Origin of the sequence: Achromobacter sp. PD1 (assembly GCF_048541815.1) — a bacterium.
Taxonomy (GTDB): domain Bacteria; phylum Pseudomonadota; class Gammaproteobacteria; order Burkholderiales; family Burkholderiaceae_B; genus Achromobacter; species Achromobacter bronchisepticus_A.
This window is the reverse complement of record NZ_CP183349.1, coordinates 3888083-3913761: the sequence shown is the minus strand read 5'-3', so window position 1 is coordinate 3913761 and position 25679 is coordinate 3888083. Positions and strand designations below refer to the sequence as shown.

General features: G+C 66.5%; 20 protein-coding genes. 10 read left to right on the top strand and 10 right to left on the bottom strand.

Going from position 1 to position 25679, the window contains the following annotated elements:
• Positions 1-25: 25 nt before the first annotated feature.
• The 6 genes from ACM1PE_RS18485 to ACM1PE_RS18460 all read right to left on the bottom strand — a co-directional run bounded on the left by ACM1PE_RS18485 (position 26) and on the right by ACM1PE_RS18460 (position 5889).
• Positions 26-979, bottom strand: coding sequence for a GDP-L-fucose synthase family protein (locus ACM1PE_RS18485; RefSeq protein WP_054453071.1), 954 nt, complete (start codon positions 977-979; stop codon positions 26-28).
• A 6-nt stretch (positions 980-985) separates the two neighbouring features.
• Entirely contained in the window at positions 986-2095 is a 1110-nt protein-coding gene (gmd, locus tag ACM1PE_RS18480) for a GDP-mannose 4,6-dehydratase (RefSeq protein WP_013395110.1), read from the bottom strand.
• 10 nt (positions 2096-2105) lie between these two features.
• Positions 2106-2468 carry a VanZ family protein gene (locus tag ACM1PE_RS18475; RefSeq protein WP_059372186.1) on the bottom strand — a complete coding sequence of 121 codons (363 nt, stop codon included), beginning with the start codon at positions 2466-2468 and terminating at the stop codon, positions 2106-2108.
• A gap of 76 nt (positions 2469-2544) precedes the next feature.
• The gene (locus ACM1PE_RS18470) at positions 2545-3975 is read right to left on the bottom strand and encodes a mannose-1-phosphate guanylyltransferase/mannose-6-phosphate isomerase (RefSeq protein ID WP_059372188.1); all 1431 of its coding nucleotides are present in this window, start codon (positions 3973-3975) and stop codon (positions 2545-2547) included.
• Between the two features lie 5 nt (positions 3976-3980).
• Complete coding sequence (locus ACM1PE_RS18465) at positions 3981-4433, bottom strand: GDP-mannose mannosyl hydrolase (RefSeq protein WP_059372823.1); 453 nt, start codon at positions 4431-4433, stop codon at positions 3981-3983.
• Positions 4434-4479: 46 nt separating this feature from the next.
• Complete coding sequence (locus ACM1PE_RS18460; protein WP_059372189.1) at positions 4480-5889, bottom strand: undecaprenyl-phosphate glucose phosphotransferase; 1410 nt, start codon at positions 5887-5889, stop codon at positions 4480-4482.
• Positions 5890-6131: 242 nt separating this feature from the next.
• Between ACM1PE_RS18460 and ACM1PE_RS18455 the strand changes: the two genes are divergently transcribed.
• From ACM1PE_RS18455 to ACM1PE_RS18425, 7 genes are all read left to right on the top strand, one after another.
• On the top strand, positions 6132-7268 hold the full coding sequence (locus ACM1PE_RS18455; protein WP_059372191.1) for a polysaccharide biosynthesis/export family protein: 1137 nt from the start codon (positions 6132-6134) through the stop codon (positions 7266-7268).
• Positions 7269-7330: 62 nt separating this feature from the next.
• Complete coding sequence (locus ACM1PE_RS18450) at positions 7331-9592, top strand: GNVR domain-containing protein (protein ID WP_059372194.1); 2262 nt, start codon at positions 7331-7333, stop codon at positions 9590-9592.
• A 20-nt stretch (positions 9593-9612) separates the two neighbouring features.
• The gene (locus ACM1PE_RS18445; RefSeq protein WP_419340641.1) at positions 9613-11016 is read left to right on the top strand and encodes a phosphomannomutase/phosphoglucomutase; all 1404 of its coding nucleotides are present in this window, start codon (positions 9613-9615) and stop codon (positions 11014-11016) included.
• Between the two features lie 13 nt (positions 11017-11029).
• On the top strand, positions 11030-12697 hold the full coding sequence (gene pgi, locus ACM1PE_RS18440) for a glucose-6-phosphate isomerase (protein WP_059372198.1): 1668 nt from the start codon (positions 11030-11032) through the stop codon (positions 12695-12697).
• A gap of 8 nt (positions 12698-12705) precedes the next feature.
• Positions 12706-13755: a UDP-glucose 4-epimerase GalE gene (gene galE / locus ACM1PE_RS18435; RefSeq protein ID WP_059372203.1), complete on the top strand. Its 1050-nt coding sequence runs from the start codon at positions 12706-12708 to the stop codon at positions 13753-13755.
• Between the two features lie 174 nt (positions 13756-13929).
• Positions 13930-14877 carry a serine O-acetyltransferase EpsC gene (gene epsC / locus ACM1PE_RS18430; RefSeq protein WP_059372204.1) on the top strand — a complete coding sequence of 316 codons (948 nt, stop codon included), beginning with the start codon at positions 13930-13932 and terminating at the stop codon, positions 14875-14877.
• Between the two features lie 53 nt (positions 14878-14930).
• On the top strand, positions 14931-15749 hold the full coding sequence (locus ACM1PE_RS18425; protein WP_118933837.1) for an NAD-dependent protein deacetylase: 819 nt from the start codon (positions 14931-14933) through the stop codon (positions 15747-15749).
• A 161-nt stretch (positions 15750-15910) separates the two neighbouring features.
• On the opposite strand, the gene ACM1PE_RS18420 is transcribed toward ACM1PE_RS18425, so the two are convergent.
• From ACM1PE_RS18420 to ACM1PE_RS18410, 3 genes are all read right to left on the bottom strand, one after another.
• Positions 15911-16765 carry an inositol monophosphatase family protein gene (locus ACM1PE_RS18420; RefSeq protein ID WP_059372208.1) on the bottom strand — a complete coding sequence of 285 codons (855 nt, stop codon included), beginning with the start codon at positions 16763-16765 and terminating at the stop codon, positions 15911-15913.
• Between the two features lie 148 nt (positions 16766-16913).
• Entirely contained in the window at positions 16914-18383 is a 1470-nt protein-coding gene (locus tag ACM1PE_RS18415; RefSeq protein ID WP_054453045.1) for an NAD-dependent succinate-semialdehyde dehydrogenase, read from the bottom strand.
• A 124-nt stretch (positions 18384-18507) separates the two neighbouring features.
• On the bottom strand, positions 18508-19773 hold the full coding sequence (locus tag ACM1PE_RS18410) for a 4-aminobutyrate--2-oxoglutarate transaminase (RefSeq protein ID WP_118933836.1): 1266 nt from the start codon (positions 19771-19773) through the stop codon (positions 18508-18510).
• A 95-nt stretch (positions 19774-19868) separates the two neighbouring features.
• Here ACM1PE_RS18410 and ACM1PE_RS18405 point away from each other — a divergent pair, with 95 nt between their 5' ends.
• Complete coding sequence (locus ACM1PE_RS18405) at positions 19869-21389, top strand: PLP-dependent aminotransferase family protein (protein ID WP_353506935.1); 1521 nt, start codon at positions 19869-19871, stop codon at positions 21387-21389.
• Here ACM1PE_RS18405 and ACM1PE_RS18400 read toward each other — a convergent pair.
• Positions 21375-22271: a DUF72 domain-containing protein gene (locus ACM1PE_RS18400; protein WP_306637460.1), complete on the bottom strand. Its 897-nt coding sequence runs from the start codon at positions 22269-22271 to the stop codon at positions 21375-21377. The genes ACM1PE_RS18405 and ACM1PE_RS18400 overlap by 15 nt on opposite strands.
• A 119-nt stretch (positions 22272-22390) precedes the next feature.
• Between ACM1PE_RS18400 and ACM1PE_RS18395 the strand changes: the two genes are divergently transcribed.
• Entirely contained in the window at positions 22391-24496 is a 2106-nt protein-coding gene (locus tag ACM1PE_RS18395; RefSeq protein ID WP_419340640.1) for an ATP-dependent helicase, read from the top strand.
• 63 nt (positions 24497-24559) lie between these two features.
• A complete protein-coding gene (locus ACM1PE_RS18390; RefSeq protein WP_059372212.1) occupies positions 24560-25564 on the top strand; it encodes a magnesium and cobalt transport protein CorA in 1005 nt (334 codons plus the stop codon).
• Positions 25565-25679: the final 115 nt, after the last annotated feature.

Genomic DNA, 25679 nt, shown 5'->3' with positions numbered 1-25679 from the left:
GGGCATATGGGTTCTGGCGAGGCCGTCAGGCCACGGGCAGCGCATGCTGGGTGCGTTCACGCAGGAAGTGGCCGTAGGCCAGCGTGATGCCATGCGTCAGCGAGATCTCCGGTTTCCAGCCCAGCGCCTGCATGCGGGCCGAGTCCATCAGCTTGCGCGGCGTGCCGTCGGGCTTGCTGCTGTCGTAAACGATGTTGCCCTCGTAGCCGACCACGCGGGCCACCAGCCTGGCCAGGTCGGCGATCGAGATGTCCTGCCCGGCGCCGATGTTGTAGATGCCTTCCGCCTGCGGATGCTCCATCAGCATGACGCAGGCCTGGGCCAGGTCGTCCACATACAGGAATTCGCGCAGCGGCGCGCCGGTGCCCCAGATGCTCACGCTTTCCTGGCCGGATTCCCGGCCTTCGTGGAATTTGCGGATCAGCGCGGGCAGCACGTGGCTGCTTTGCAGGTCGTAGTTGTCATGCTGGCCATACAGATTGGTCGGCATGGCGCAGATGAAACGCGCGCCGAACTCGCGCTGATAGGCCTCGCACAGCTTCAGGCCCGCGATCTTGGCGATGGCGTAGGGCTCGTTGGTCGCCTCCAGCGGCCCCGTCAGCAAGGCGTCCTCGCGGATGGGCTGGGGGGCTTCGCGCGGATAGATGCATGACGAACCCAGAAACAGCAGCTTGCGCACCCCGGCGGCATACGCGGCGCGGATCACGTTGCACTGGATCATCAGGTTCTTGTACAGGAACTCCACCGGATGCGTCTGGTTGGCCAGGATGCCGCCGACCTTGGCGGCGGCCAGGTACACCACGTCGACCGGCGTGGTCGAGAAGAAGCGGTTGACCTGATTCTGGTTTTCCAGATCCAGCTCCTCCCGGCCGCGGGTCAGCACGTTGCGGTACCCGCGGCGCTGCAGCTCGCGGGTGATCGCGGCGCCTACCATGCCGCGGTGGCCGGCGACGAAGACGCGTTGCTCCAGGTTCGTCATGTTGTGCTACTCCTTGTAGGCGTAGATTTCGTAGCCGTTCTGCTCCACCAGCGCATCGCGCCGCGCGTCGCGCAGATCGCTCTCGACCATTTCCTTGACCAGTTGCGCGAAGGAGGTGCGTGGCGACCAACCCAGCTTTTCGCGCGCCTTGGTCGGATCGCCCAGCAGGGTTTCCACTTCGGTCGGGCGGAAGTAGCGCGGGTCCACCCGGACGATCACCTGGCCCGGCTTGATGTCATGGACCGGCGAGAACAGCACGGTGGCGGTCTCTTCCAGCCCTTCGCCTTCCCAGGCCAGCAGGATGCCCAGCTCGCGCGCGGCGGTATTGATGAATTCGCGCACGCTGTATTGCATGCCGGTGGCGATGACGTAGTCCTCGGGCGTGTCCTGCTGCAGCATCAGCCACTGCATTTCGACGTAGTCGCGGGCATGGCCCCAGTCGCGCAGGGCGGACAGATTGCCCAGGTACAGGCATTCCTGCAGGCCGAGCACGATGCGGGCCAGGCCGCGGGTGATCTTGCGCGTGACGAAGGTCTCGCCGCGCTTGGGCGATTCGTGGTTGAACAGGATGCCGTTGCAGGCATACATGCCATAGGCTTCGCGGTAGTTCACGCTGATCCAGTAGGCGTACAGCTTGGCCGCGGCATACGGGCTGCGCGGATAGAACGGCGTGGTTTCCTTTTGCGGCGTCTCTTGCACCAGGCCATACAGCTCGGAGGTGGACGCCTGGTAGAAGCGGGCCTTGTTCTCCAGCTTCAGGATGCGGATGGCTTCCAGGAGGCGCAGGGTGCCCAGGCCGTCGGCGTTGGCCGTGTACTCGGGCTCCTCGAACGAGACGCCGACATGGCTCTGGGCGGCCAGGTTGTAGATCTCGTCGGGCTGCACCGACTGCACGATGCGGATCAGGCTGCAAGAGTCGGTCATATCACCGTGATGCAGCACGAAATTGCGGGGCTGGTCATGCGGATCCTGGTACAGATGGTCGATCCGCGCGGTATTGAACAGCGAAGCACGCCGCTTGATGCCGTGGACCTCATAGCCCTTGGCCAGCAGAAACTCCGCCAGATAGGCCCCGTCTTGGCCAGTAACGCCGGTAATCAGTGCCCGTTTTGGCATGGTTGTATCCTTAAGACTTAATGACTGCACGAAAGGAGCCGAAGGCTGCGGTACCAATGTGCAATGAGATTACTGTTGCACCAGCCGCGGAGATATCGGCCAAAAGGTCTAATAGTTCAGCCTGTCGATAGGGAAAAAGGGACTGGATTGCTTCATCCAGCGCACCCAGCATTGCGATCGCCACCAGGGCCGTCAGCGCCGGGCGACGGTTGACCGAGAAATAGATCAACGTGGTCAGGAAGGCGTAAGCCGCAAGATGCAGACGCTTGTCGCCAAACGCGTCCGACATCTCGGCGGCCAGGCCCGGCAGGTTGCCCACTGTTACCAGCACGGCGAAGAACAGCCCCGCCAATGGCAGGCAGAGCCGCGCCATGCCTGGCCTGAAAAAGGGCGCCCCTTCGGGTGGCAGCAAGCGTGCGGAGCGCGTGCGGCGTGGGGGCTCCTTCTTTTCATACCCGGCCATACATGTCCTGGAATCTGACGATGTCGTCTTCACCCAGGTAAGCACCCGATTGCACCTCGATGATCTCCAGCGGGATCTTTCCCGGGTTCTCCAGGCTGTGGATCTCGCCCAGCGGGATGTAGGTCGACTGGTTCTCGGTCAGCAGGTACTGCTTGTCGCCGTTGTAGATGCGCGCCGTGCCCGAAACCACGATCCAGTGCTCCGCGCGGTGATGGTGCATCTGCGAGGACAGGCGCGCGCCGGGCTTCACCGTGATGCGCTTGACCTGGTAGCGTGGACCCTGGCCTACCGAGTCGTAGGATCCCCAGGGCCGCTGCACTTCGCGGTGATGGTTCAGTTCCGAGCGGTGCTGCGTCTTGAAGATCTCGACCAGCCGCTTGACGTCCTGCGAGCGCGACTTGTGCGCCACCAGCACGGCGTCGGCGGTTTCGATCACGACGATGTCATCCAGGCCCACCGAGGCCACCAGCCGGCTGGTGGAGTGGATCAGGCAGTTGCGCGAATCCTCCACCATGACGTCGCCGGTGGTGGAGTTGCCTTCCACCGTCTTCTGGGCGATGCCCCAGACCGCGTCCCAGGCGCCCACATCGCTCCACGAGGCGGCCAGCGGGATGACCACGGCGCTGTCCGTGCGTTCCATGATGGCGTAGTCCATGGAATCGCTGGGGCACGCTTCGAAGGACGGGCCGTCCAGGTGGAACAGCGAGTTCTCGCCATGCCCGATAGCCACGGCCGCCTGCACCTGCTCCAGCATCTTGGGCGCCAGGCGCGCCATTTCCGACAGGAACACCGAGGCTTGGAAGGCGAACATGCCGCTGTTCCAGTAATAGCCGCCATCTTCGATGAAACGCTGCGCGACCTCGGGAGAGGGTTTTTCAACGAAGCGGCGCACGCGGCGCGCGGGCGCCATCACGCCGGGCTCGTCCGCCTGGATGTAGCCATAGCCGCTGAGCGGCGCGGTGGGATTGATGCCGAACGTCACCAGCGCGCCCTGCAGGGCGGCCTGATAGGCTGCGGCGAAGGCGGCCTGCAGCACCTCGCCGTCTTCCAGCACGTGGTCCGACGGCATGATCAGCATGACCGGGTCCTCGCCGTCGCGCATGGCGCGCAGGGTGGCCGCGGCGATGGCCGGCGCCGTGTTGCGCGCGAAGGGCTCCAGGATCACTTCCACGTCCTTGATGCCCAGTTCCAGCGCCTGCTCCGCCGCGATATAGCGGTGCGCGTCGTTGCAGACCAGGATGGGCCGGGCCTCGGCGCCTGCGGACCCCAGCCGCAGCAGGGTGTTCTGCAACAGGCTGCGGTCATCGGTCAAACGGATGAACTGCTTGGGCAGCAGTTCGCGCGACAGCGGCCACAGGCGCGAGCCTGAACCGCCGCAGAGTATGACTGCCCGGTACGGGGGAGGGGGATTGGTCATGGCGCTCACTCCTTGAAGTAGGCCTGGGTGTAGGGGTGCACGCCGGGATCGGCGGCGAGGGCACGGGCGGGCAGCCAGCGGTAGCTGCGGTGCTGGGCCTGGGGCAGGCTGGAAATGTCCAAAGAAAGCTCGGCCTCATAGGCGAGGACGACGTAATGGGTGGAGCGTCCGGCTTCACCCGCAAAATTGGTGCCGTAAAAGTGCTCGTACACGCCGCGCGGGGTCCAGGCCAGCTCGCTGACCGGGATGCCCAGCTCGTCGCGGGCGATGCGGCGCAGCGCCGCGTGCAGGGTTTCGTTCTTGCGGATCCGCCCGCCCGGCACGAACCAGGCGCCCTGGGCCGGGGGATTGGCCCGCAGGCCGGTCAGGTAGCGGCCCGCGGCGTCGCGCAGCAGCAGGTCGATGGAAACCAGCGGCAACATCTCGACCGCCTGGCGGAACTCCGCCTGCGCCAGCACGCCGTCGCGGACCGCGGCCTTGCGTTGCTCGGGCCATCCCAAAGGTTTAGTAGACATTGCGGCCCGTCCATCCCGACAACGCCGTGCGGGCGATGATCTGCAGGTCCATCCTGAACGTCCAGTGCTGGATGTAGTAGATGTCGTACTCGACGCGATCGCTCATCTTGCGCAGCGTGTCCGTCTGTCCGCGCAGGCCGTTGACCTGCGCCCAGCCCGTGATGCCCGGCTTGACGCGGTGGCGCATCATGTAGCGTTGCACCAGGTCCTTGTACATTTCGTTGTGCTCCAGGGCGTGCGGACGCGGTCCCACCACCGACATGTCGCCCATCAGCACATTCAGGAACTGCGGCAGTTCGTCCAGGCTGGTGCGCCTGAGGAAGCCGCCGATGCGCGTGACGCGGGCATCGTTGCGGGTGGCCTGGGTGACCACGCCATGCTCCTGATGCACCGTCATGGTGCGGAACTTGTAGACATGGAAGACCTTGCCGTCCACGCCCAGCCGCGGCTGGGTGAAGAACACGGGGCCACGCGAAGTCGCCTTCACCAGGATCGCCACCGTCAGCATCACGGGCGACAGCCCGATCAGCGCGCAGAAGGCGAAGCTGCGGTCGAAGATTTCCTTGGCCCAGCCGCGCACGCCGGCAGCGGGCAGGCTGTTGAGCTGTATGGCGGGCAGGCCCAGGAATTCGCCGATGCGGTGTCCCAGCAGCTGGATCGACATGACATCGGGAATCCAGCGGATATCCACCAGGTCATTGCGCAGGTGATAGAGGACTTCGCGCAGTTCCTGGCCCGCTTCCATCGGCAGCACGATCCAGATCTCGCGGACGTTGTGCTCATGCACGAAGCCATGCAGTCCGTCCAGCTCATGCAGGCGGCGGACTTGCGGCGGCAGGTTCTCATGGGGCTCGGCGTAGATGCCGGCCACTTCGTAGCCCGCGCCGCGGTATTGCTCGACGCGGCGCCACAGGTCATGGCCCAGCGCGCCGAAGCCCACCAGCAGCACGCGCTTGCGGTCCATCCCGCGGTCGCGCGCCGCGCCCAGCACCGCGTAGACCGCAATCCGTAGGCCGGCCAGCGTCAGCGCCGACATGCCAAACCACGTAGCCGCCCATACGCGGGATATCGCCGCGGTCTGGTGCATGAGAAAACTGATGCAGATGCCCAGCGCGAACACCAGCGCCCACGCCGCCAGGCTGCGCACGACCAGGTCGGTCAGCAGGCGGCCGCGCCACGATACATAGAGGCGGAAGGCCGGGAAGATGGCCACCACGCCCAGGCCGCACAGGTACACAAGGAACAGATGGATCTGCGGAGGATCCGCCAAGGCATCGTCCGAGAATTTCAAGCCGGTGGCAGTCAGGCCGCAGGTGATCACGATCGCGGCATCGAGCAAGCGATAGAGATAGCTTGCTCCGCTGAATCTAGACGACGTGTCCGTTTGGGACGGGTCCATCGCGCACTCCTGTTCGTGGGGAGCCGCCGTGCGGAAGGCAAAAACTGTGCACCGCCGCAAAGCTTGTGGCTACCGACAAAATCTTATTGAGTGCGCAACGCACCCGAAACCTCCAAACGATGTAGGAGAAGGCTTAGGACATCCGTCGAATGTGCGGGCCTAGGAAAAGAGAGTGGAATGTCGCAACCCGTTACGCATCGGGCTCACTCCAAGCAACGAAGTCATTCACAAGTGGATTTGCCATGACGACATTTTTCGGAACGTTGAGCCGAGGCATAGCAGCTATCGCGCTCGTGTCCTCGCTGGGCGCTTGCGCCTTGTCTCCCGGTATGACCTTTGACGCCAATCAGCTTGCGGATCCGTTGGATCCGAACTCCAAGGCGGTAATCAAGGAAATCACGCCCTCGCTGGTGCTTGAAGACCAGCGCGCGCGCCAGGCATTGCTCGACAACGAAGGGGTCGACAAGCTCTATGGCAAGTCCGGGCCGTACCTGATCGGGCCCGGAGACATCCTCTCGATCGTGGTGTGGGATCACCCCGAACTCGTTCTTCCGACGCAAACCTACGCCATCGGGACAGGGGTCACGGAACTAGCCATTGGAGACACCGCCTCGGGCATTCCGGGCTATACGGTTTCATCCACTGGATATATCCAATTTCCCTATGCGGGATTGCTGAAAGTGGCCGGGTTGACGGAACTTCAGGCGCGCAATCTCATAGTGAATAGTTCAAGCAAGTACATCCAGGATCCGCAGATCACCGTACGCGTTCTGGGATATCGCAGCAAGCGTGTTTACGTGGATGGCGAAGTGAAGACGCCGGGCGCAATCGCGATCAACGATATCCCGATGACCCTGTTGGAAGCCGTCAACAGGGCCGGAGGCATTCTGCCCACGGGCGATCGCAGCGCGGTCTACGTGATCCGTGACGGACGCCGTACTCGCGTGAACGTGCCTGCGCTGATCGAGCGTGGCCAAGACCTGAATCAGGTGCTGCTGAAGTCGGGCGACATCGTCAGGGTCACGCCGCGCGACGACAGCAAGGTGTTCGTGATGGGCGAGGTGACCTTGCCCACCGCGGCAGTGATGCGTGACGGACGCATGTCGTTGACCGAAGCGCTGGGCTTGGCCGGAGGACCGAACCAGCTGACCTCGAATCCGTCGCAAATATTCGTTGTGCGCAGCACTGAGCAAGCGACGCCGCTGGTGTTCCACCTGAACGCCGGCTCGCCGCAGACTCTTGCGGTGGCGGAGAAGTTCGAGTTGCAACCCAAAGACGTGGTGTTCGTGGATACGGCGGCCCTGGTGCGGTGGAACCGCTTCATCAGCAACCTGTTCCCGAGCGCCCAGACCGTACAGACCGTGAAGTCCATAGATTAGTCCGCCTTAAACCACGCCTGGGGACGCCGCGACCGCGGCGGCGTCTTCTCTTGGAGAGCTGCATGTCGTTGCCCATCGAATCGTTCGAGCCGTCCGTGCCGGCTCGTCAGCAGGAAACTCCGTTGTCGTCCCATGTGGACGCCATCTTTTCCAACCGGTGGATGATCATCGCGATCACTCTGCTTGCATTACTGGGGGCGCTTACCTATGTGATGATCACGCCCAAGGTGTACTCGGCCGACATCATCGTGCAGGTGGAAGAGGAAATGCCGCAGGGGCAGAGCCGCAGCCTGCTCGGCGACGTATCTTCCATGTTCGATACCAAGGCGGAGACCTCGGGCGAAATGGAAGTGCTGCGCTCGCGCATGGTGGTCGGACCCGCCGTCGACAAGTTCCTGCTGTACATCCAGGCCAAGCCGCGCTATTTCCCCGTGATCGGCGAGTGGCTGGCGCAGCGCTACGAAAGCCTGCCGTACCCGTCGAGCCTGCCGCGCGGCGGCTATGCATGGGGCGGCGAAGCCATCGCGATCTCGCAGCTGGACGTGCCCAACGAATGGCTGGGCAAGCCCTTTCGCGTGACCACGCTGGGCGAAGGGCGTTATACGTTGAGCGACAAGTTCACGGGCGCCACCTTCAACGGCACCGTGGGCAAGCCCGAGCATTTCCGGCTGCCTGGGGGCGGCGCGATGGACGTGCATATCGACGCGCTGACGGGACGCCCCGGCACCGAGTTCACGGTGTCGCGCAGTTCGCGCCTGGCGGCCATCGAGGACGTGCAGGCGCGCCTGGGCATTTTCGAGCGCGGCCGCACATCGGGGGTGATCGGCGTCACGCTGGAAGGCAATGATCCGGCGCTGACGACTGCCGTGCTCAACCAGATCGGCCAGGAATACGTGCAGCAGAACGTGAACCGCAAGTCGGCGCAGGCCGAGAAGTCGCTGGTATTCCTTGAACAGCAGCTGCCGGTGCTCAAGGGCGAGCTGGACGCCGCCGAGACCAAGTACAACTCGCTGCGCAACAAGCGCGGCACCATCGACCTGAGCGAAGAAGCCAAGCTGATCCTGGCGCAATCGGTGGACGCGCAGACCAAGGTGATGGAACTGCGCTCCAAGCGCCAGGAAATGATTACCCGCTTCGCGCCGACCCACCCCAGCATCGTGGCGCTGGACCGCCAGATCGCCGGGCTGACCGGGGACGTGAACCGCATCGGCAACAACATCCGCCAACTGCCCGACCTGGAGCAGGACGTGGTGCGCCTGGTGCGCGACGTGCGCGTCAACACCGAGCTCTACACGGCATTGCTCAACAACGCCCAGCAGCTGCGCCTGATCCGCGCCGGCAAGGTGGGCAACGTGCGCATCCTGGATTCGGCGGTGCAGCCGGACAAGCCGGTGCGTCCCAAGGCCGCCATCATCATCGGCGTGGCGACCGCCTTCGGCCTGATCTTCGGCATGCTGTGCGCGTTCGTGCGCAATGCGCTGTTCGGCGGCCTGTCCGAACCCGACGACGTCGAACGCCATACCGGCCTGCCCGTGTTGGCCGCCATTCCGTACAGCGACATGCAGGACAAGCTGTGGCGGCGCAGCCGGCGCAAGAACGCCAGCGTGCCGGCGCTGTTGGCCCAGAGCCAGGGCAACGCGCCGCCCATCGAAAGCCTGAGGTCGTTCCGCAACGTGTTGCAGGCGTCGCTGCGCCAGTCGGCCAACAACATGGTCATGTTCACCGGGCCGGTGGCAGGCGTGGGGAAGTCGTTCCTGTCGGCCAACTTCGCTTTCATCCAGGGCGGCGTGGGCAAGCGCGTGCTGCTGATCGACGCTGACTTCCGCAAGGGCCAGCTCAACCGCTATTTCGGCGTGCCCAAGGAAGACGGTCTGTTCGAAGTGCTGTCGGGCACGATACCGCTGACCCAGGTCCGCAAGCACAGCGTGTCCGAGGGCGTGGACTTCATCGCTACCGGCGCGGTGACCTTCGACCCGTCGGAGCTGCTGGCGTCGCCGGTGTTCGGCGAAACCCTGCGTGAACTGGCCTCGCAGTACGACATGGTGATCCTGGACACGGCGCCCGTGCTGTCGTCTCCGGACGCCGCCGTGGTCGGCACGCATGCGGCCGCAGTGATGGTGGTGGTGCGCTCGGGCATGAACACCGTGGGCGAAATCCGCGAGACGGCCAAGCGCCTGATCCAGGCGGGCGCGCCAGTGGACGGCGTGCTCTTCAACGGTCTCAAGCTCATGCCGGAACGCTTCGGCTTCCGGTCCAAGTACGGCAGTTACCGCTACTCCCGTGCGGCGTATTACGGCGATTTCAAACAGAACGGCCCTAAATAACGCCACCCGGAGAAACTGGCATGCACGGAACTTTTGGCTGGGACACGCCGCAAATTCTGGATGCGGTTTTCAAGGCTTACGACATACGCGGCACGGTGCCGGATGAAATCGATGCGAGGTTCGCTCACAGCCTGGGGATGGCGGCGGGAACGCAGGCCCGCGAACAGGGGGCGCGGTCCATCGTGGTGGGGAGGGATGGCAGGCTGAGCAGCGTCGAGCTGGCGGCCGCCTTGCAGGCGGGCCTGCGCTCGGCGGGCATGCACGTCATCGACATCGGCATGGCGACCACGCCGATGGTGTACTTTGCGACGCGCCTGATGGACACGGGCGCGGGCATCGCGGTCACGGGCAGCCACAACCCGCCCGCGCACAACGGCTTCAAGATCGTGCTGGACGGCGCTTCGCTGTATGGCGAGGGCATCACCGCGCTGCGCGATGCGATGCGCTTGCCGATAGAGTCGGCCAGCGCATCGGGCGGGCGCACGCAAATGCAGATCATGCCGTGCTACACCGCGCGCCTGATGGGCGACATCCGCATGGCGCGTCCGATGAAGATTGCGATCGATTGCGGCAATGGCGTGGCCGGCGCCGCGGCGCCGGCGCTGTTCCGCGCCCTGGGCTGCGAAGTGGTCGAGCTGTTCTGCGAGGTCGACGGTTCGTTCCCGGGCCATCACCCGGATCCGGCCGATCCGCAGAACCTGCAGGATCTGATCTATTGCCTGCGCTACTCCGACTGCGAGGTCGGCCTGGCGTTCGACGGCGACGGCGACCGGCTCGGCGTGGTGACCAAGACGGGGCAGATCATCTGGCCCGATCGCCAGCTGATCCTGTTCGCGCGCGACGTGCTGTCGCGCAATCCGGGCGCCGAGATCCTCTATGACGTCAAGTGCAGCCGCCACGTGGCGCGCGCCATTACCGAGGCGGGCGGCAAGGCCACCATGTGGAAGACGGGGCACTCGCTGATCAAGGCCAAGATGCGCGAAACCGGCGCGTTGCTGGCCGGCGAGATGAGCGGCCACATTTTTTTCAAGGAGCGCTGGTACGGCTTTGACGACGGCATCTACGCCGCCGCCCGGCTGCTGGAGATTCTGTCCGGCGCGCCGGACTCCTCGGCCCTGCTGGAAAGCCTGCCGCAGTCCTGCGCCACACCCGAAATCAAGCTGGAAACCGCCGAAGGCGAGCAGTTCGACCTGGTGGAAGCGCTGCGCGTGCAGGGACAGTTTCCCGGCGCGCAGTCCATCAACGACCTGGACGGCATCCGGGTGGACTACGCCGACGGCTTCGGCCTGGCGCGTCCGTCCAACACCACGCCGACGGTGGTATTGCGTTTCGAAGGGGACACGGTGGCCGCATTGGCCCGTATCGAGGAGGATTTCCGCAACGCGTTCCGACGCATTGCCCCTCATGTTCGTTTACCGTTTTAAGGAGCATCACGCGATGGGAAAGGCTAAGTATGCGGTTGAGGCGCTAAGGGCGAATTCGGGCCTGGCGGACAGCCCGGAGTGGCAGGCGTTCGCGCAGGCCGCGCACGGCGCGGAATTGGACGGCGCGGCGCTGAAGGTCATCGAGGCGGCGGGTCTGTGCGTGGACCTGAGCATGCAGCGGCAGTCGCCGGCGCTGGAAGCCGCGGCCATGTCGCTGCTGCAGGCGCGTGGCGTGGCGGATGCGCGCCAGGCATTGTTCGCGGGCGAACCGGTCAACTGGACCGAAGGCAAGCCGGCATGGCATACGGCGCTGCGCGCCGGGCGCACGCGGGAACAGCCCGACGGCCAGGATGCGGACTCCGTCTGCGAGCATTCGCGCATGACGGACTTCGTGCGCCGGGTGGACCAGACGGCCGACTTCAACACGGTGCTGCATATCGGCATCGGCGGCAGCGATTGGGGGCCGCGCCTGGCGGTCCAGGCGTTTGGCGGGGCGCAGCAGCGCCGGCAGATCCGCTTCGTGTCCAACATCGACGGACACGCGTTCCATGATGCGGTGGCCGGGCTGGATCCGCGCCGCTGCCTGGTGGTGGTGTCTTCCAAGTCCTTCACCACCGCCGAGACGCTGCACAACGCGCGCGCGGCCATCGCCTGGCTCAAGCAGGGCGGCGTGGCCGACGTGTCCGAGCACCTGGCCGCTGTCACCGCCAACGTGTCGGCGGCGCGCGCGCTGGGCGTGCCGTCCAGCCAGATATTCAAGATGTGCGACTGGGTCGGCGGGCGCTATTCGGTCTGGTCGGTGGCCGGCCTGTCGATCGCGCTGACGGTGGGCGCTGACGTGCTGATCGGCATGCGGGCGGGCGCCGAGGCCATGGACCAGCATTTCCAGCAGGCGCCGTTCGCGTCGAACGCGCCCATCCAGCTCGCGTTGGCGGGCCTGGTCAACTGCAGCGTGCTGGGCCAGAACTCGCTGAACATCGCGGCCTATAGCGCGCGGCTGCTGCACCTGGTCACCTATCTGCAGCAGCTGGAAATGGAATCGCTGGGCAAACGGGTCGCGGGCGATGGCGCGGCGGTCGGGGTGCCGACGGCTCCCATCATCTGGGGCATGCCTGGCACCGACGGGCAGCACACCTTCTTCCAATGGCTGCATCAGAGCGAAGAGGGCGCGCCGGTGGACTTCATCGCCAGCCTGCAAGGCCACGCGGACAGTCCGGATGCGCACCGCATGCTGTTGGCCAACTGCCTGGCGCAGCGCCAGGCGCTGCTGCGCGGCAAGTGCCTGGAGCAGGCGCTGATGGATGTGGCGCACATCGACGACCAGGAGCGCGCGCTGAGCCTGGCGCAGCACATGGTGCATCCGGGCGGGCGGCCTTCGACCCTGATCGTGTTGCGCCAGCTGGATCCGCGCGGCCTGGGCGCGCTGCTGGCGCTGTACGAGCACAAGGTATTCGTGCAGAGCGTGGTCTGGGGCATCAATCCCTTCGACCAGTGGGGCGTGGAGCTGGGCAAGCGCCTGGCCACCGGCATCGAGCGGGAGCTGGCGGTGCCGGTGTCGGCCGGCGTGGTGGACTGGGGCCATGACGCGTCCACCTCGTACTGGATCGACCGCTACCGCAGCCATGCGCAGGCGCCGCGGCCGCGCCATGCCTGGGTGCCGGGCGTGGCGGCGCATCTGTGAGGGAGACCATGCAGGACCTGCATGTATTGGTGACGGGCGGCGCGGGCTACATCGGCACGCACACGCTGGTGGCGATGCTGGCGGCGGGCCAGCGGCCGCTGGTGCTGGATAACTTCAGCAACGGCAGCCGCGAGGCCGTGCGCCGCGTCGAGCGCCTGTGCGGCGTGGAGATCCCGCTGGTGGAAGGGGACATCCGCAGCCCCGGCCTGGTCGAATCGGTGCTGGCCGAATCGGCGGCGCGCGGCGCGCCGGTGCAGGCGGTGCTGCATCTGGCCGGCAGCAAGGCGGTGGGCGAGTCGGTGGCCGATCCGCTCAAGTACTACGACAACAACGTCGGCGGCTCCGTGACGCTATTGCGCGCCATGCGCGAGGCGGGCGTGGCGCGCATGGTGTTCAGTTCTTCGGCCACTGTCTACGGCGAGCCCCACTTCCTGCCGCTCACCGAGGCGCATCCGCTGGCGCCGACCAACCCCTACGGCCGCACCAAGCTGATGGTGGAGGAAGCGCTGCGTGACGTTTGCGCGGCCGATCCCGCGTTCAGCGCGGTGACGTTGCGCTACTTCAATCCCATCGGGGCGCATCCGAGCGGCCAGATCGGGGAAAGTCCGCGCGACATTCCGAACAATCTGTTCCCCTACATCACCCAGGTGGCGGTGGGGCGCCAGCCGTTCCTGCGGGTGTTCGGCGACGATTACGAGACGGCCGACGGCACGGGCGTGCGCGACTACCTGCACGTGATGGACCTGGCGCAGGGGCATGTGCAGGCGCTGGCCTATTCGGAGCGCCATCCCGGGTTCGTGGCGATCAATCTGGGCACGGGGCAGGGCACCAGCGTGCTGGAGCTGGTGCATGCGTTCGAGCGGGTCAACGGCTGCCGGATTCCCGTGCGCCCGCAAGCCAGGCGTCCCGGCGACGTCGAGAAAATGTGGACCGATCCTGCGCTGGCGGCATCTTTGTTCGGCTGGCGCAGCACGCATGACGTGGACGCGATGTGCGCGGACGGCTGGCGCTGGCAGCAGGGCAACCCACAGGGCTACGAACAGGACACAGGGACATAACCCCTGCGCCGTATCGGATGGATTCCGCGAAACCGGCGCGAGCGGTTACAGTTGACGGAAATATTGCGAAGCAGCATTGCCCGGCGGCCTGGCCGCCGCGGCCGTGCACCGTCAACGAGGCGCACCCATGTTTGAATTCAATCCCTCTACCGGCTTCCTGCAGGAGCCGCAGTCATGAGCGGGCCGACCTACAGCGCGCCGGCCCACTGGAACCTGGACAGCATCGTCTCCGGCCTGCGCGAAGCGCGCGTGGCCTGGCGCGGTCCCCGCGGCCGCCTGCGCGAAGACGCCGGCCTGCGCGAATTCCCGTCGCAGGAAAGCCTGCGCCAGATCGTCAAGGACCTCTGTGGCGCCTTGTTCCCGATGCGCCTGGGTCCGATCGACCTGCGCGAGGAGGTCGAGGACTTTTACGTCGGCCACACCATCGGCGCGGCGCTCGACGCGCTGCTGCACCAGGTCTGTCTGGAACTGCAGTACGTGGGCCGGCCCGAACAGACCGGGCCCGCGGATGCGCGCCAGCGCGCCATCGAGATCGTGCGCCAGTTCGGCGCCGAGCTGCCGCGCGTGCGCGCCGCGCTGGACCTGGACGTGACCGCGGCCTATCAGGGCGACCCGGCCGCGCACAACGTGGACGAGGTCCTGCTGTGCTATCCGGGCGTGGCGGCGATGATCCACCACCGTCTGGCCAATGTGCTGTATCGCCTGGGCGCGCCGATGCTGGCGCGCATCGTGGCGGAAATCGCGCATGCGGATACGGGCATCGACATCCACCCGGGCGCCACCATCGGCCGCAGCTTCTTCATTGACCACGGCACCGGCGTCGTGATCGGCGAGACCGCCATCATCGGCGACCGCGTGCGCCTCTATCAAATGGTCACGCTGGGCGCCAAGCGCTTCCCGCCCGGGGAAAACGGCGAACTCAAGAAGGGCCTGGCGCGCCACCCCTTGATCGAGGACGACGTGGTGATCTACGCTGGCGCGACGATTCTCGGCCGCGTCACCATCGGCAAGGGTTCGACCATCGGCGGCAACGTCTGGCTGACCCGCAGCGTGCCGCCGGGCAGCAACGTGACCCAGGCCAGCCTGGTCAGCGACATGCCCGACTGCGGCCTGGGCGGCTGAGCAGCTTGAGGCCGCTGCCCTCCTTGCGCAGCGGCCGGCCCTGAGGAGCCTGGATGGACACTCGAGTCTCTGATCTGGCCGCGCTGCGCGGCTTTGTCGACCGCCACCCGCGGCTGTTCGTGCTGACGGGAGCGGGCGTCAGCACCGACTCCGGCATCCCCGACTACCGTGACACCGAAGGCGAATGGAAGCGCAAGCCGCCCATGACGCTGCAAACCTTCATGGGCGGCGAACTGGCGCGGGCGCGCTATTGGGCGCGCAGCATGGTGGGCTGGCGCCGTTTCGGCCAGGTGCAGCCCAATGCCTCGCACCGGGCGCTGGCGCGGCTGGAATCGCGCGGCCGCGTTTCGGTGCTGGTGACGCAGAACGTCGATGGCCTGCACGAGGCCGCCGGCAGCCGCGACGTCGTGGACCTGCACGGCCGGCTGGACGAGGTGCGTTGCATGGCCTGCGATTGGCGCGGCGGCCGCCAGGCCTGGCAAGAGGCGCTGCAGGACGGCAATCCCGAATGGACGCTGCTGGAAGCCTCGGACGCGCCTGACGGCGACGCCGACCTGGAAGGCGAGGACTTTGCGCAATTTCAGGTCCCGCCCTGTCCGCGCTGTCGCGGCATCGTCAAACCGGACGTGGTTTTTTTTGGTGAAACCGTGCCGCGCGAGCGCGTGGACCACGCCAACGCCGGCCTCATGAACGCCGACGCGGTGCTGGTGGTGGGGTCATCGTTGATGGTGTATTCCGGCTACCGCTTCGTCAGCGCCGCGTCGCGCAACGGCATGCCGATAGCTGCCATCAACCTGGGGCGCACCCGCGCCGACAGCATGCTTACCCTGAAAGTGGAACTGCCCTGCGCCGTGGCGCTGGACGCGCTGTAACACGCCCTAGGGCCGGCCGGTTTTTGACCGGTCTAAGCAAGTGCTTGCCCTGCAAAGGTTTTTTTCCGCTGTTACAGACCTTTCCATAGGGTTGTCCACAGGAACTGGGGATAACTCCTAGGGATAACCCCGAGTTTTCGACCTTTTTCGGGCAGGGTTTGTCAAGTCTCGGCGGCGTCCGCCATGTCCCCCATTAGCGCCTTGCGGGCCGCGTGCCAGCTGCCGGCGTCCGGGGCGTACAGCAGGCCGCCGGTGCGGTGCGTGGGCTTGTAGGGGGAGCCGTCGAAGTGGGCCGCGTAGCCGCCGGCTTCGCGGTGCAGCAGCCAGCCGGCTGCGTGGTCCCAGGCCGTCAACTGGTTGTAGAACGCGATGTGGCAGTGCCCGGCGGCCAGCATGCGGTACTCATGCGCGGCGCAACGCAGCGAGGCGGTGCTGCCCAGGCGCGACAGGTTGCTGTTGACGGTGGTGCGCATTGGTTCGGGCAGGGCGCCGGTCGAGATCAGGCCGTCCATGTCTTCGGGCGGCGCGGGGCTGGCCACCGCGAGCTGGGCCTGCTTGCCGTTTTCATATTCCATCCAGGCGCCTTCGCCGCGCACGGCGAGCGCGCTGTCGCGGCTGACCGGGTCGTAGATGACGCCCGCGATCACGTCGCCGCGATGGCAGGCGGCGATCATCATGCCGAAGAGAGGCAGGCCCGCGACGTAGTTGCGGGTGCCGTCGATGGGGTCGATCAGGAAGGCCAGGTCGGCGTCGACCAGCATGTTCAGCAGCGCGGGATTGCGGGCCGAGGCTTCTTCGCCGATCAGCACGGCGCCCGGATGCAGTTTGGCCAGGCGCGCGGCGATCAGGCGCTCGGCGGCTTCGTCCGCGTCGGTCACCAGGTCGCGGGCGGAGCTTTTGCCGCGCACCGCGCCTTCCGGCAGATTGCGAAAGCGCGGCATGACTTCCGTCTGCGCGGTTTCGGCCAGGATAGCGGCAAGCCGGCGGGTGTCCTCGCGGGTGAAGGTTCTGCTCATACGGACTCGTTCGGTCAGGGAACGCGCAAATCTACCATGCCCGGCGCAGGCCGCGATGCAACATATCGGACTCCCGCCAGCACGCCGGGGAAATGCAAGCGGCCCCCGCCGGCAGAAACCGGCGGGGGCCGCAGTGCGCCAGGGGCCGTCAGGCGCCCAGGTCCACGCAGAGGTACTTGATCTCCAGGTACTCTTCGATGCCGTACTTCGAGCCTTCGCGGCCCAGGCCGGATTGCTTGACGCCGCCGAACGGACCGACTTCATTGGAGATGATGCCGGTGTTGATGCCGACGATGCCGTACTCCAGGGCCTCGGACACGCGCCAGATGCGGGCGTAGTCGCGGGTGAAGAAGTAGGCGGCCAGACCGAAGATGGTGTCGTTGGCCATGCCGATGACTTCCGCTTCGGTTTCGAAGCGGAACAGCGGGGCCACCGGGCCGAAGGTTTCCTCGGTCGCGAAGCGCATGGACTGGGTCACGTCGCGCACCACGGTCGGTTCGAAGAAGGTGCCGCCCAGCGCGTGGGGCTTGCCGCCGGCGATCACCTTGGCGCCGTGCGCGGTGGCGTCGGCGATGTGCTCCTGCACCTTTTCCACGGCGCTGCTGTCGATCAGCGGACCCTGGGTCACGCCGTCGGCGAAGCCGTCGCCGACCTTCATGGCTTCGACCTTGGCGACCAGGCGCTTGGCGATTTCTTCGTACACGCCGGCCTGCACGTAGATGCGGTTGGCGCAGACGCAGGTCTGGCCCGCATTGCGGTACTTGGAAGCCAGGATGCCGTCGACCGCGCGGTCCAGGTCAGCGTCGTCGAACACGATGAAGGGCGCATTGCCGCCCAGTTCCAGCGACAGCTTCTTGATGGTGGGCGCGCATTGCTCCATCAGCGTGCGGCCGACTTCGGTGGAGCCGGTGAAGCTCAGCTTGCGCACCACGTCGCTTTCGCACAGGGCCGCGCCGATTTCGCGCGAGCTGCCAGTGATGACGTGGAACACGCCTGCGGGCACGCCGGCTTCTTCAGCCAGCACGGCCAGCGCCAGCGCGGTCAGCGGGGTCTGCTGGGCGGGCTTGACCACCATGGTGCAGCCGGCGGCCAGGGCCGGGCCGACCTTGCGGGTGATCATGGCGGCGGGGAAGTTCCACGGCGTGATCGCGGCGGTGACGCCGATGGGCTGCTTGAGCGCCATCAGGCGCTGGCCGGCCTTGGGGCTTTGCAGGATGTCGCCGTCGATGCGCTTGGCTTCTTCGCCGAACCACTCCAGGAACGAGGCGGCGTAGGCGATTTCGCCGGCGGCTTCGGTCACGGGCTTGCCCTGCTCGGACGTCATGATGGCGGCCAGGTCCTGCTGGTTCTGCATCATGAGCTGGGCCCACTTCAGCAGGATGGCGGCGCGTTCCTTGCCGGTCTTGGCGCTCCAGGCGGGCAGGGCGGCCTCGGCGCTGGCGATGGCCTGTTCGGCTTCCTTGCGGCCCAGCTTGGGCACCGACACGATGGTCTTGCCGGTGGAGGGATTGTCCACGGGGATGGACGGGCCGTTGCCGGCGGCTACCCACTTGCCGTCGATGTAGCAGGCGTCGCGCAGCAGATCGGGGCGCGCCAGGGGATGGGTCAGTGCGGTCATTATTGGAGTCTCCTTGAAGGGATGCGGTGGGCCAGGAAACGGCTTGCGGGCGTGGCGGCTGATCCGCTACGCCCGCAAAACTTGTGCCTGCCCGCCGGAATACCGGTAGTTCAGGTCCTGTGCGTCAGGCGGCGAGCGCCTCGGACAGGATGGCCAGTGCGCGATCGAACTGGGCGTCGGGGATGGTCAAGGGGTACAGGAAGCGCAGGACGTTGCCGTACACACCGCAGCTTAGCAAAATCAGACCCTTTTCGATGGCGCGGGCTTGCACGCGCTTGACCGCTTCGGCGTCCGGCTTGCCGGTGGCGGGATCGTTCAGTTCCAGGGCGACCATGGAGCCCAGGCCGCGCACGTCGGCGATGCCCGGCACCTTGGCGCGCAGGCCTTCCAGATGCGCGCGCAGCTTGTCGCCCAGGGCGACGGCGCGTTCGCACAGCTTTTCCTCGGCGATCACGTCCAGCACTGCATGCGCCGCGGCGACCGCCAGCGGGTTGCCGGCATAGGTGCCGCCCAGGCCGCCGGCGGCGGGCGCGTCCATGACGTCAGCGCGGCCGACCACGCCCGAGATCGGGAAGCCGCCGCCCAGGCTCTTGGCCATGGTGATCAGGTCGGCCTGGACCGAGTGGTGTTCCATGGCGAACAGCTTGCCGGTGCGGCCGAAGCCGGTCTGGACTTCGTCGGCGATCAGCAGGATGCCGTGCTCGTCGCAGATCTTGCGCAGCGCCGTCATCAGTTCAGGCGGGGTGATGTTGAAGCCGCCTTCGCCCTGGACAGGTTCGAGAATGATGGCCGCGACGCGCTTGGGATCGATGTCGCACTTGAACAGCAGGTCCAGCCCCTTGAGCGAGTCCGCCACGGTGATGGACTGGGTGGCGTTGGGGAAGGGCACGTGATAAATGTCGCCCGGCATCGGGCCGAACGACAGCTTGTACGGGGCGACCTTGCCGGTCAGCGCCATGCCCAGCATGGTGCGGCCATGGAACGAGCCCGAGAAGGCGATGACGCCCGAGCGGCCGGTGGCCGAGCGCGCGATCTTGATGGCGTTTTCGACGGCTTCGACGCCGGTGGTGAAGAAGGCGCTCTTCTTCAGGCCGTCGATGGGGGCGAGGCGGTTGATGCGCTCGGCCAGCGAGACATAGCCTTCGTACGGCACGATCTGGTAGGCCGTGTGCGTGAAGTTGTCCAGCTGCGCGGCGACCGCGGCCTTGATCTTCGGGTGCAGGTGGCCCGTGTTCAGGACGGCGATGCCGCCTGCGAAATCGATGTATTCCTTGCCATTGGCATCCCACAGGGTGGCGTTTTCGGCGCGCACCGCGTAGAAGTCGCACATGACGCCGACGCCACGCGGCGTGGCCAGGGAACGGCGGGTATTCAGGTCCTGATTCTTCATCTCAGCCTCGGAGAGCATGATGGGCGGGAAAACCTTATTTAATGCTACGATGGCCCCATTTGTGGGAACCACTTTTATAAATCGGGTAGAACCAATTGCGGTCCATAGTCGGTGACTTGCTGCAGCTGCGGCTGGCGGACGGCTCCAGCGAGCCCATGAACAAGCGGCTGTACCGCGGCATCCGTGAAGCCATCCTGGATGGAGCCATTGCCGCGGACTCGCGCCTGCCCGCGTCGCGCGACCTGGCGGCCGAGCTCGGCATCGCCCGCAACACGGTGGTTCACGTCTACAGCCAGCTGCTGGCTGAAGGCTACACCCGCAGCCGCCAGGGCAACGGCACCTTCGTCAACGCCTCGGTGCCGGATTCCTACCTGGCCAGCGGCCGGCGCAAGCGCCAGCCGCCGCCCGCGCAGCCGCGCCCGGCGCTGTCGCCGCGTGGCGCCGCCATCGTCGATGGCGTCTCGGCCTCGCCCTACCAGTGGGGCGCCTTCATGCCCGGCGTGCCCGACCTGACCGAATTCCCGCACAAGAAGTTCGGCCGCATCTTCAGCGCCTTGTGGCGCAATCCCTCGCCCGACCTGCTGACCTACGCCTACGGCGGCGGGCTGCCGGCCCTGCGCGAGGCGCTGGCCCAGCATCTGGCGCTGACCCGCTCGATCGATTGCGATCCCGAGCAGATCATCATCACCGAAGGTTCGCATCAGGCCATCGACCTGACCACCCGCATCCTGGGCGAGGCCGGCGAGACCGCCTGGGTCGAGGATCCGGGCTACTGGGGGGCGCGCACCATCCTGCAGGCCAACGGCCTGCACACCGTGCATCTGCCGGTGGACGAGGAAGGCATGCGCCTGCCGGAAACCGTTGGCACGCCGCCGCGCTTCATCTTCGTCACGCCCTCGCACCAGTATCCGCTGGGGCCGGTCATGTCGCTGACGCGCCGGCGCCAGCTGCTGGCGGTGGCGCGGCAAAGCGGCAGCTGGATCATCGAAGACGACTACGACAGCGAATTCCGCTTCTCCGGCCGGCCCATCGCTTCGCTGCTGGGGCTGGAACCGGACGCGCCTGTGATCTATATGGGCACCTTCAGCAAGACCTTGTATCCGGGCCTGCGCGTGGGCTATCTGGTGCTGCCCAAGACCTTGACCGCCGCGTTCCAGGCGGCGCACGCGGAGCTCTACCGCGAAGGCCACCTGATGACGCACGCGGCCCTGGCCACGTTCATCTCGGAAGGCCACTACGCCGCCCACATCCGCCGCATGCGCATGCTGTATGGACGGCGCCGCGCCATGCTGGTCAATCTGATCGAACGCCGGCTGGGGCCGGATTGGCTGCATCGCGACGCCAGCATGGCGGGGCTGCACCTGGTGCTGACGCTGCCGCAGGACATGGACGACCTGCGCGTGGTGGATGTGGCGCGCAGCAAGGGCGTGCTGACGCGCGCGCTGTCGCGCTACTACGTCAACGACGAAGGCCGCCGGCCTGGCCTGCTGCTGGGCTACGCCTGCGTGCCCGAGCATGACATCGCGCGCAAGTTCGAGGTGTTGCTGGACAGCCTGAACGAAGTGGCGCGCGCGTCCGCCGCGGCGCAGCCCGTGGCCGCGTCAGGCGGGCGCTAGCGCTGCCGCGAAGGCCGCGGCGTTGCGCATGCCCTGGTCTTCGAAGTTGGTGTTGAACACCGCGTGCGCCTGGGCGCTTTGCGCCGCCAGGCGTGAGAAGCGCTCGGCCAGCTCGGCCAGTTCCTGTTCCGAGTATTCGTATTGGAAGCGGCCCGAGGACGCTGCGCCGGACACGTTCCAGGTGGCCGTGTTGCGCCCATGCAGGCGCAGCAGCGTCAGTTCCGGATGGGTGCATTCCCAGACCGCGGGTACGGTGTTGTCGAACCCTTGCGGACTGTCGACCACCGTATGGACCACCCCGAGATCGCGTTCGAAGGCCAGGGTGTCCGCGGTGGCGGCGGGCGAATCGAACCAACTGCGGTGGCGGAATTCCACCGACACCAGGTGTTCTTCCATGCGGCGCGCGCAGTCGGCCACCCGCGCCCGGCCGCGCGCATCGCGCCGAATCCAGGGCGGAAACTGGAAATGCACCGCGCCCAGCTTGCCGGCCATGCGCAAGGGCTCCAGCGCAAGCTGGTAGCGGCGCCAGAGTTCGTCGCGCAGGTCGGCGGGCATGCGGTCGTGGTAGATGACGGGTTCCGGCCAGTCAGGGAGTTCGCGCCGGATGTCCGCGGGCAATGCGGACAGCGGCGTCTGATGGCCGGTGAACAGCCGGAAGGCCTTGATGTTGAAGACGAAATCGTCCGGCGTGCGCTGCGCCCACAAGTAGGCGTTTTCGGCCGTGGGCATGGCGTAATAGCTGGAATCGACCTCCGCCATGGGAAAGCGCGAAGCATAGAAGCGCAGCCGCGCTTCGGCGCTGCGGACCTCGGGCGGGTAGAAGCGGCCGCAGGCCAGCAGGGTGGGGTCGGTCCAGGAGGCGGTGCCGCTCAAGAGGCGCATGGCCACAGGCAAATCAGACTTTATCGAAAAAATTCTGTATAAATATACAGTGTTCATCCGTAGCCCGGCAATGTCCGGGCTCGCCGTTTTCAGAGGCCGCCATGCTGCGGCCCCGTCCCATGTCCGACCAAACCGATACGTCCAACCCGTCCGCCGAACGTCCCGATCCCCTGGCCGATCTCAATCCCGCCCAACGCGAGGCCGCCGAGTTTGGCGTGGCCGGCGCGCCGGGGGACGACGGTCCCCTGCTGGTGATCGCCGGGGCCGGCTCGGGCAAGACCAATACGCTGGCCCACCGGGTCGCGCACCTGATCCTGAACGGCGCCGATCCCCAGCGCATGCTGCTGTTGACCTTCTCGCGCCGCGCGGCGCTGGAAATGGAGCGGCGCGTGGGCTCGGTGCTGCAGCGGGTGATGCGGCTGCGCGCCACGCAGCAGGCGCCGTCGCTGCCCTGGGCCGGCACCTTCCACGCCATCGGCGCGCGCCTGCTGCGCGATTGCGCGCAACGCATCGGCCTGTCCGAAGCCTTCACCATCCATGATCGCGGCGACGCCGAGGACCTGATGGGCATGGTGCGCCACGAGCTGGGCCTGTCGTCCACCAAGTCGCGCTTTCCGCTCAAGGGCACCTGCCTGGCCATCTATTCGCGCGTGGTCAACAGCCAGACGCCGGTGGCCGACGTGCTGAAGACCTCCTTCCCCTGGTGCGCCCAATGGGAAGACGAACTCAAGAACCTGTTCCGCGCCTACGTCGCGGCCAAGCAGGACCAGCAGGTGCTGGACTACGACGACCTGCTGCTGTACTGGGCCGAGATGATGGGCGATTCCGGCATCGCGGCCGACGTGGGGGCGCGCTTCGACCACGTGCTGGTGGACGAATACCAGGACACCAACCGTCTGCAGTCCGCCATCCTGCTGGCGATGAAACCCGACGGCCGCGGTTTGACGGTGGTGGGCGACGATGCCCAATCCATCTATTCGTTCCGCGCGGCCACGGTGCGCAACATCCTGGATTTTCCGAACCAGTTTCCCAACCCGGCCCGGGTCATCACGCTGGACCGCAACTACCGTTCGACCCAACCCATCCTGAACGCCTCCAATGCCGTGATCGGCCTGGCCACGGAGCGCTACGCCAAGGACCTGTGGACCGACCGCCAGTCGTCCCAGTTGCCTGAACTGGTGACGGTCAGCGACGAAGCCGGCCAGGCGCGCTGGGTGGCCGACCAGGTGCTGGCGCAGCGCGAGGGCGGGGCCACGCTCAAGTCGCAGGCGGCGCTGTTCCGCACCGCCAGCCACAGCGCCGCGCTGGAACTGGAGCTGACCCGGCGCAACATTCCCTTCGTGAAGTTCGGCGGCCTGCGCTTCCTGGAGGCCGCGCACGTGAAGGACCTGTTGTCGATATTGCGCTGGGCGGAGAATCCGCGCGGCCGCATGGCGGGCTTTCGCGTGGCGCAGTTGCTGCCGGGCATCGGACCCGCCACGGCCGGCAAGCTGATGGACGCCATGTCCGCCTCCGCCGAACCGCTGCGCGCGTTGCGTGAATTCAAGCCGGGCGCGGCGGCGCAGGAAGAGTGGGGCGCTTTCGCCGATACCTATGCGGCCTTGTGCGATCCCGCGCTGAAATGGCCCGCCGACGTGGACCTGGCCCTGCGCTGGTATGGCGCGCAACTGGAACGGCTGTACGACGATGCGCGCGTGCGCCGCGCGGACCTGGACCAGCTGGTGCGCATCGCCGCGGGCTACGGCACGCGCGAACGCTTTCTTACCGAGCTGACGCTGGATCCGCCGGACGCCACCAGCGACGAGTCCGGCGCGCCGCATCGCGACGAGGACTACATGATCCTGTCCACCATCCATTCCGCCAAGGGCCAGGAATGGAAGGCGGTCTACGTCCTGAACGTGGTGGACGGCTGCATCCCGTCGGACATGAGCACCGGCACGGCCGAGGAAATCGAGGAAGAGCGCCGCCTGCTGTATGTGGCGATGACGCGCGCCAAGGAACGGCTGCAGCTCATCGTGCCGCAGCGCTTCTACGTGCACCAGCAGACCGGCATGGGCGACCGGCACGTCTACGGTTCGCGCACGCGCTACATCACCAATGCGATGCTGCCGCTGTTCGATCACTTGCCCAAGCTGCCGGATCTGCCCGCCGGGCGCGCAGCGCCCAAGGAGCCGCAGGCGCCCAGCGTGGATGTGGCCAAGCGGGTGCGCAACCTGTTCTCGTAGGCTGGGCTATCATCGGCCGATACACAAGCTGTCCGGTCGGGATCGCATTGACCAAGGGTGTTTATGTCTACTGAAGAACAGGCCGCCGACGACTCGAAACGAGAGGTCGTCGCATCGATCGCCTACGTGAACGGACGGCGGGAGCGCGAGGTTCCCATCGATCAGGTCGCCCAGTACGTCAGCCAGGACCACGGCATGCTGTGGATCGGCCTGCGCAATCCGCGCCCGGAAGTGCTGGCCAAGGTCGCCAGCGAACTCGGCGCCTGCGACAAGAACCAGGAAGAAATGCTGGAAGCCCACCGGCGGCCGAAGATCATCGACTACGGCAACATGATCCTCATCGTCGCCATCACGGTCGAGGTCGAGGCCGAGCGCCCCATCTTCGGCGAGACCCAGTTCCTGATCGGCGACGGCTTCCTGGTCACGGTGCGGCGCGGCGCGACCGCCGGCCATAGCCCCTTGCGCGAACGTCTGGAAGCCTCGCCCGACCTGCTCAAGCGCGGCAGCGACTATGTGGCTTCCGAGCTGCTGGACTGGCTGGTGGACCGTTATGTGGCGGCCGCCGGCAAGATCGAGTCCGTGGTCGAGGGCGCCGAACAGAAGCTGCTGATCCGCGGCGCCAAGGACTCCGACATCCGCAGGCTGTACCGGCAGCGCCGCGACTTGCTGCGCATCCATACCGTGGTGTCGCCGCTGGCCGAGATCTGCCGCCGCCTGGCGCGGGTCGAGATGTCGGCGGTGGACGAGCATGCCCGTCCGTATTTCGGCGAGGTCGCCGACCGCGTGCTGCGCGTGGATGAGCTTTTCAACTCGCTGCGCGAATCCCTGGCCTTCGCCTTTGAAGCCAGCCTGATGATAGGCCAGGCCGCGCAGAACGACACCACGCGCAAGCTGGCGTCCTGGGCCGCCATCCTGGCGGTGCCCACGGCCATTGCCGGCATCTACGGCATGAACTTCGAGTTCATGCCCGAACTGAAATCGCCCTGGGGCTATCCGATCACGCTGGGCGTGATCGTGTCGATCTGTTCGGTCCTGTATTGGCGCTTCCGCAAGTCCGGCTGGCTGTAGGAGGGGGGCAGCGCGCAGGGCCGCCGGCGGCCAGCGCGCGCAACCCGCCGGCCGGGCGCGACTCCACGTCCCGCCTTTATGGCAAACTGCCTGCGTTTTCCTACCTGGAGCCCGG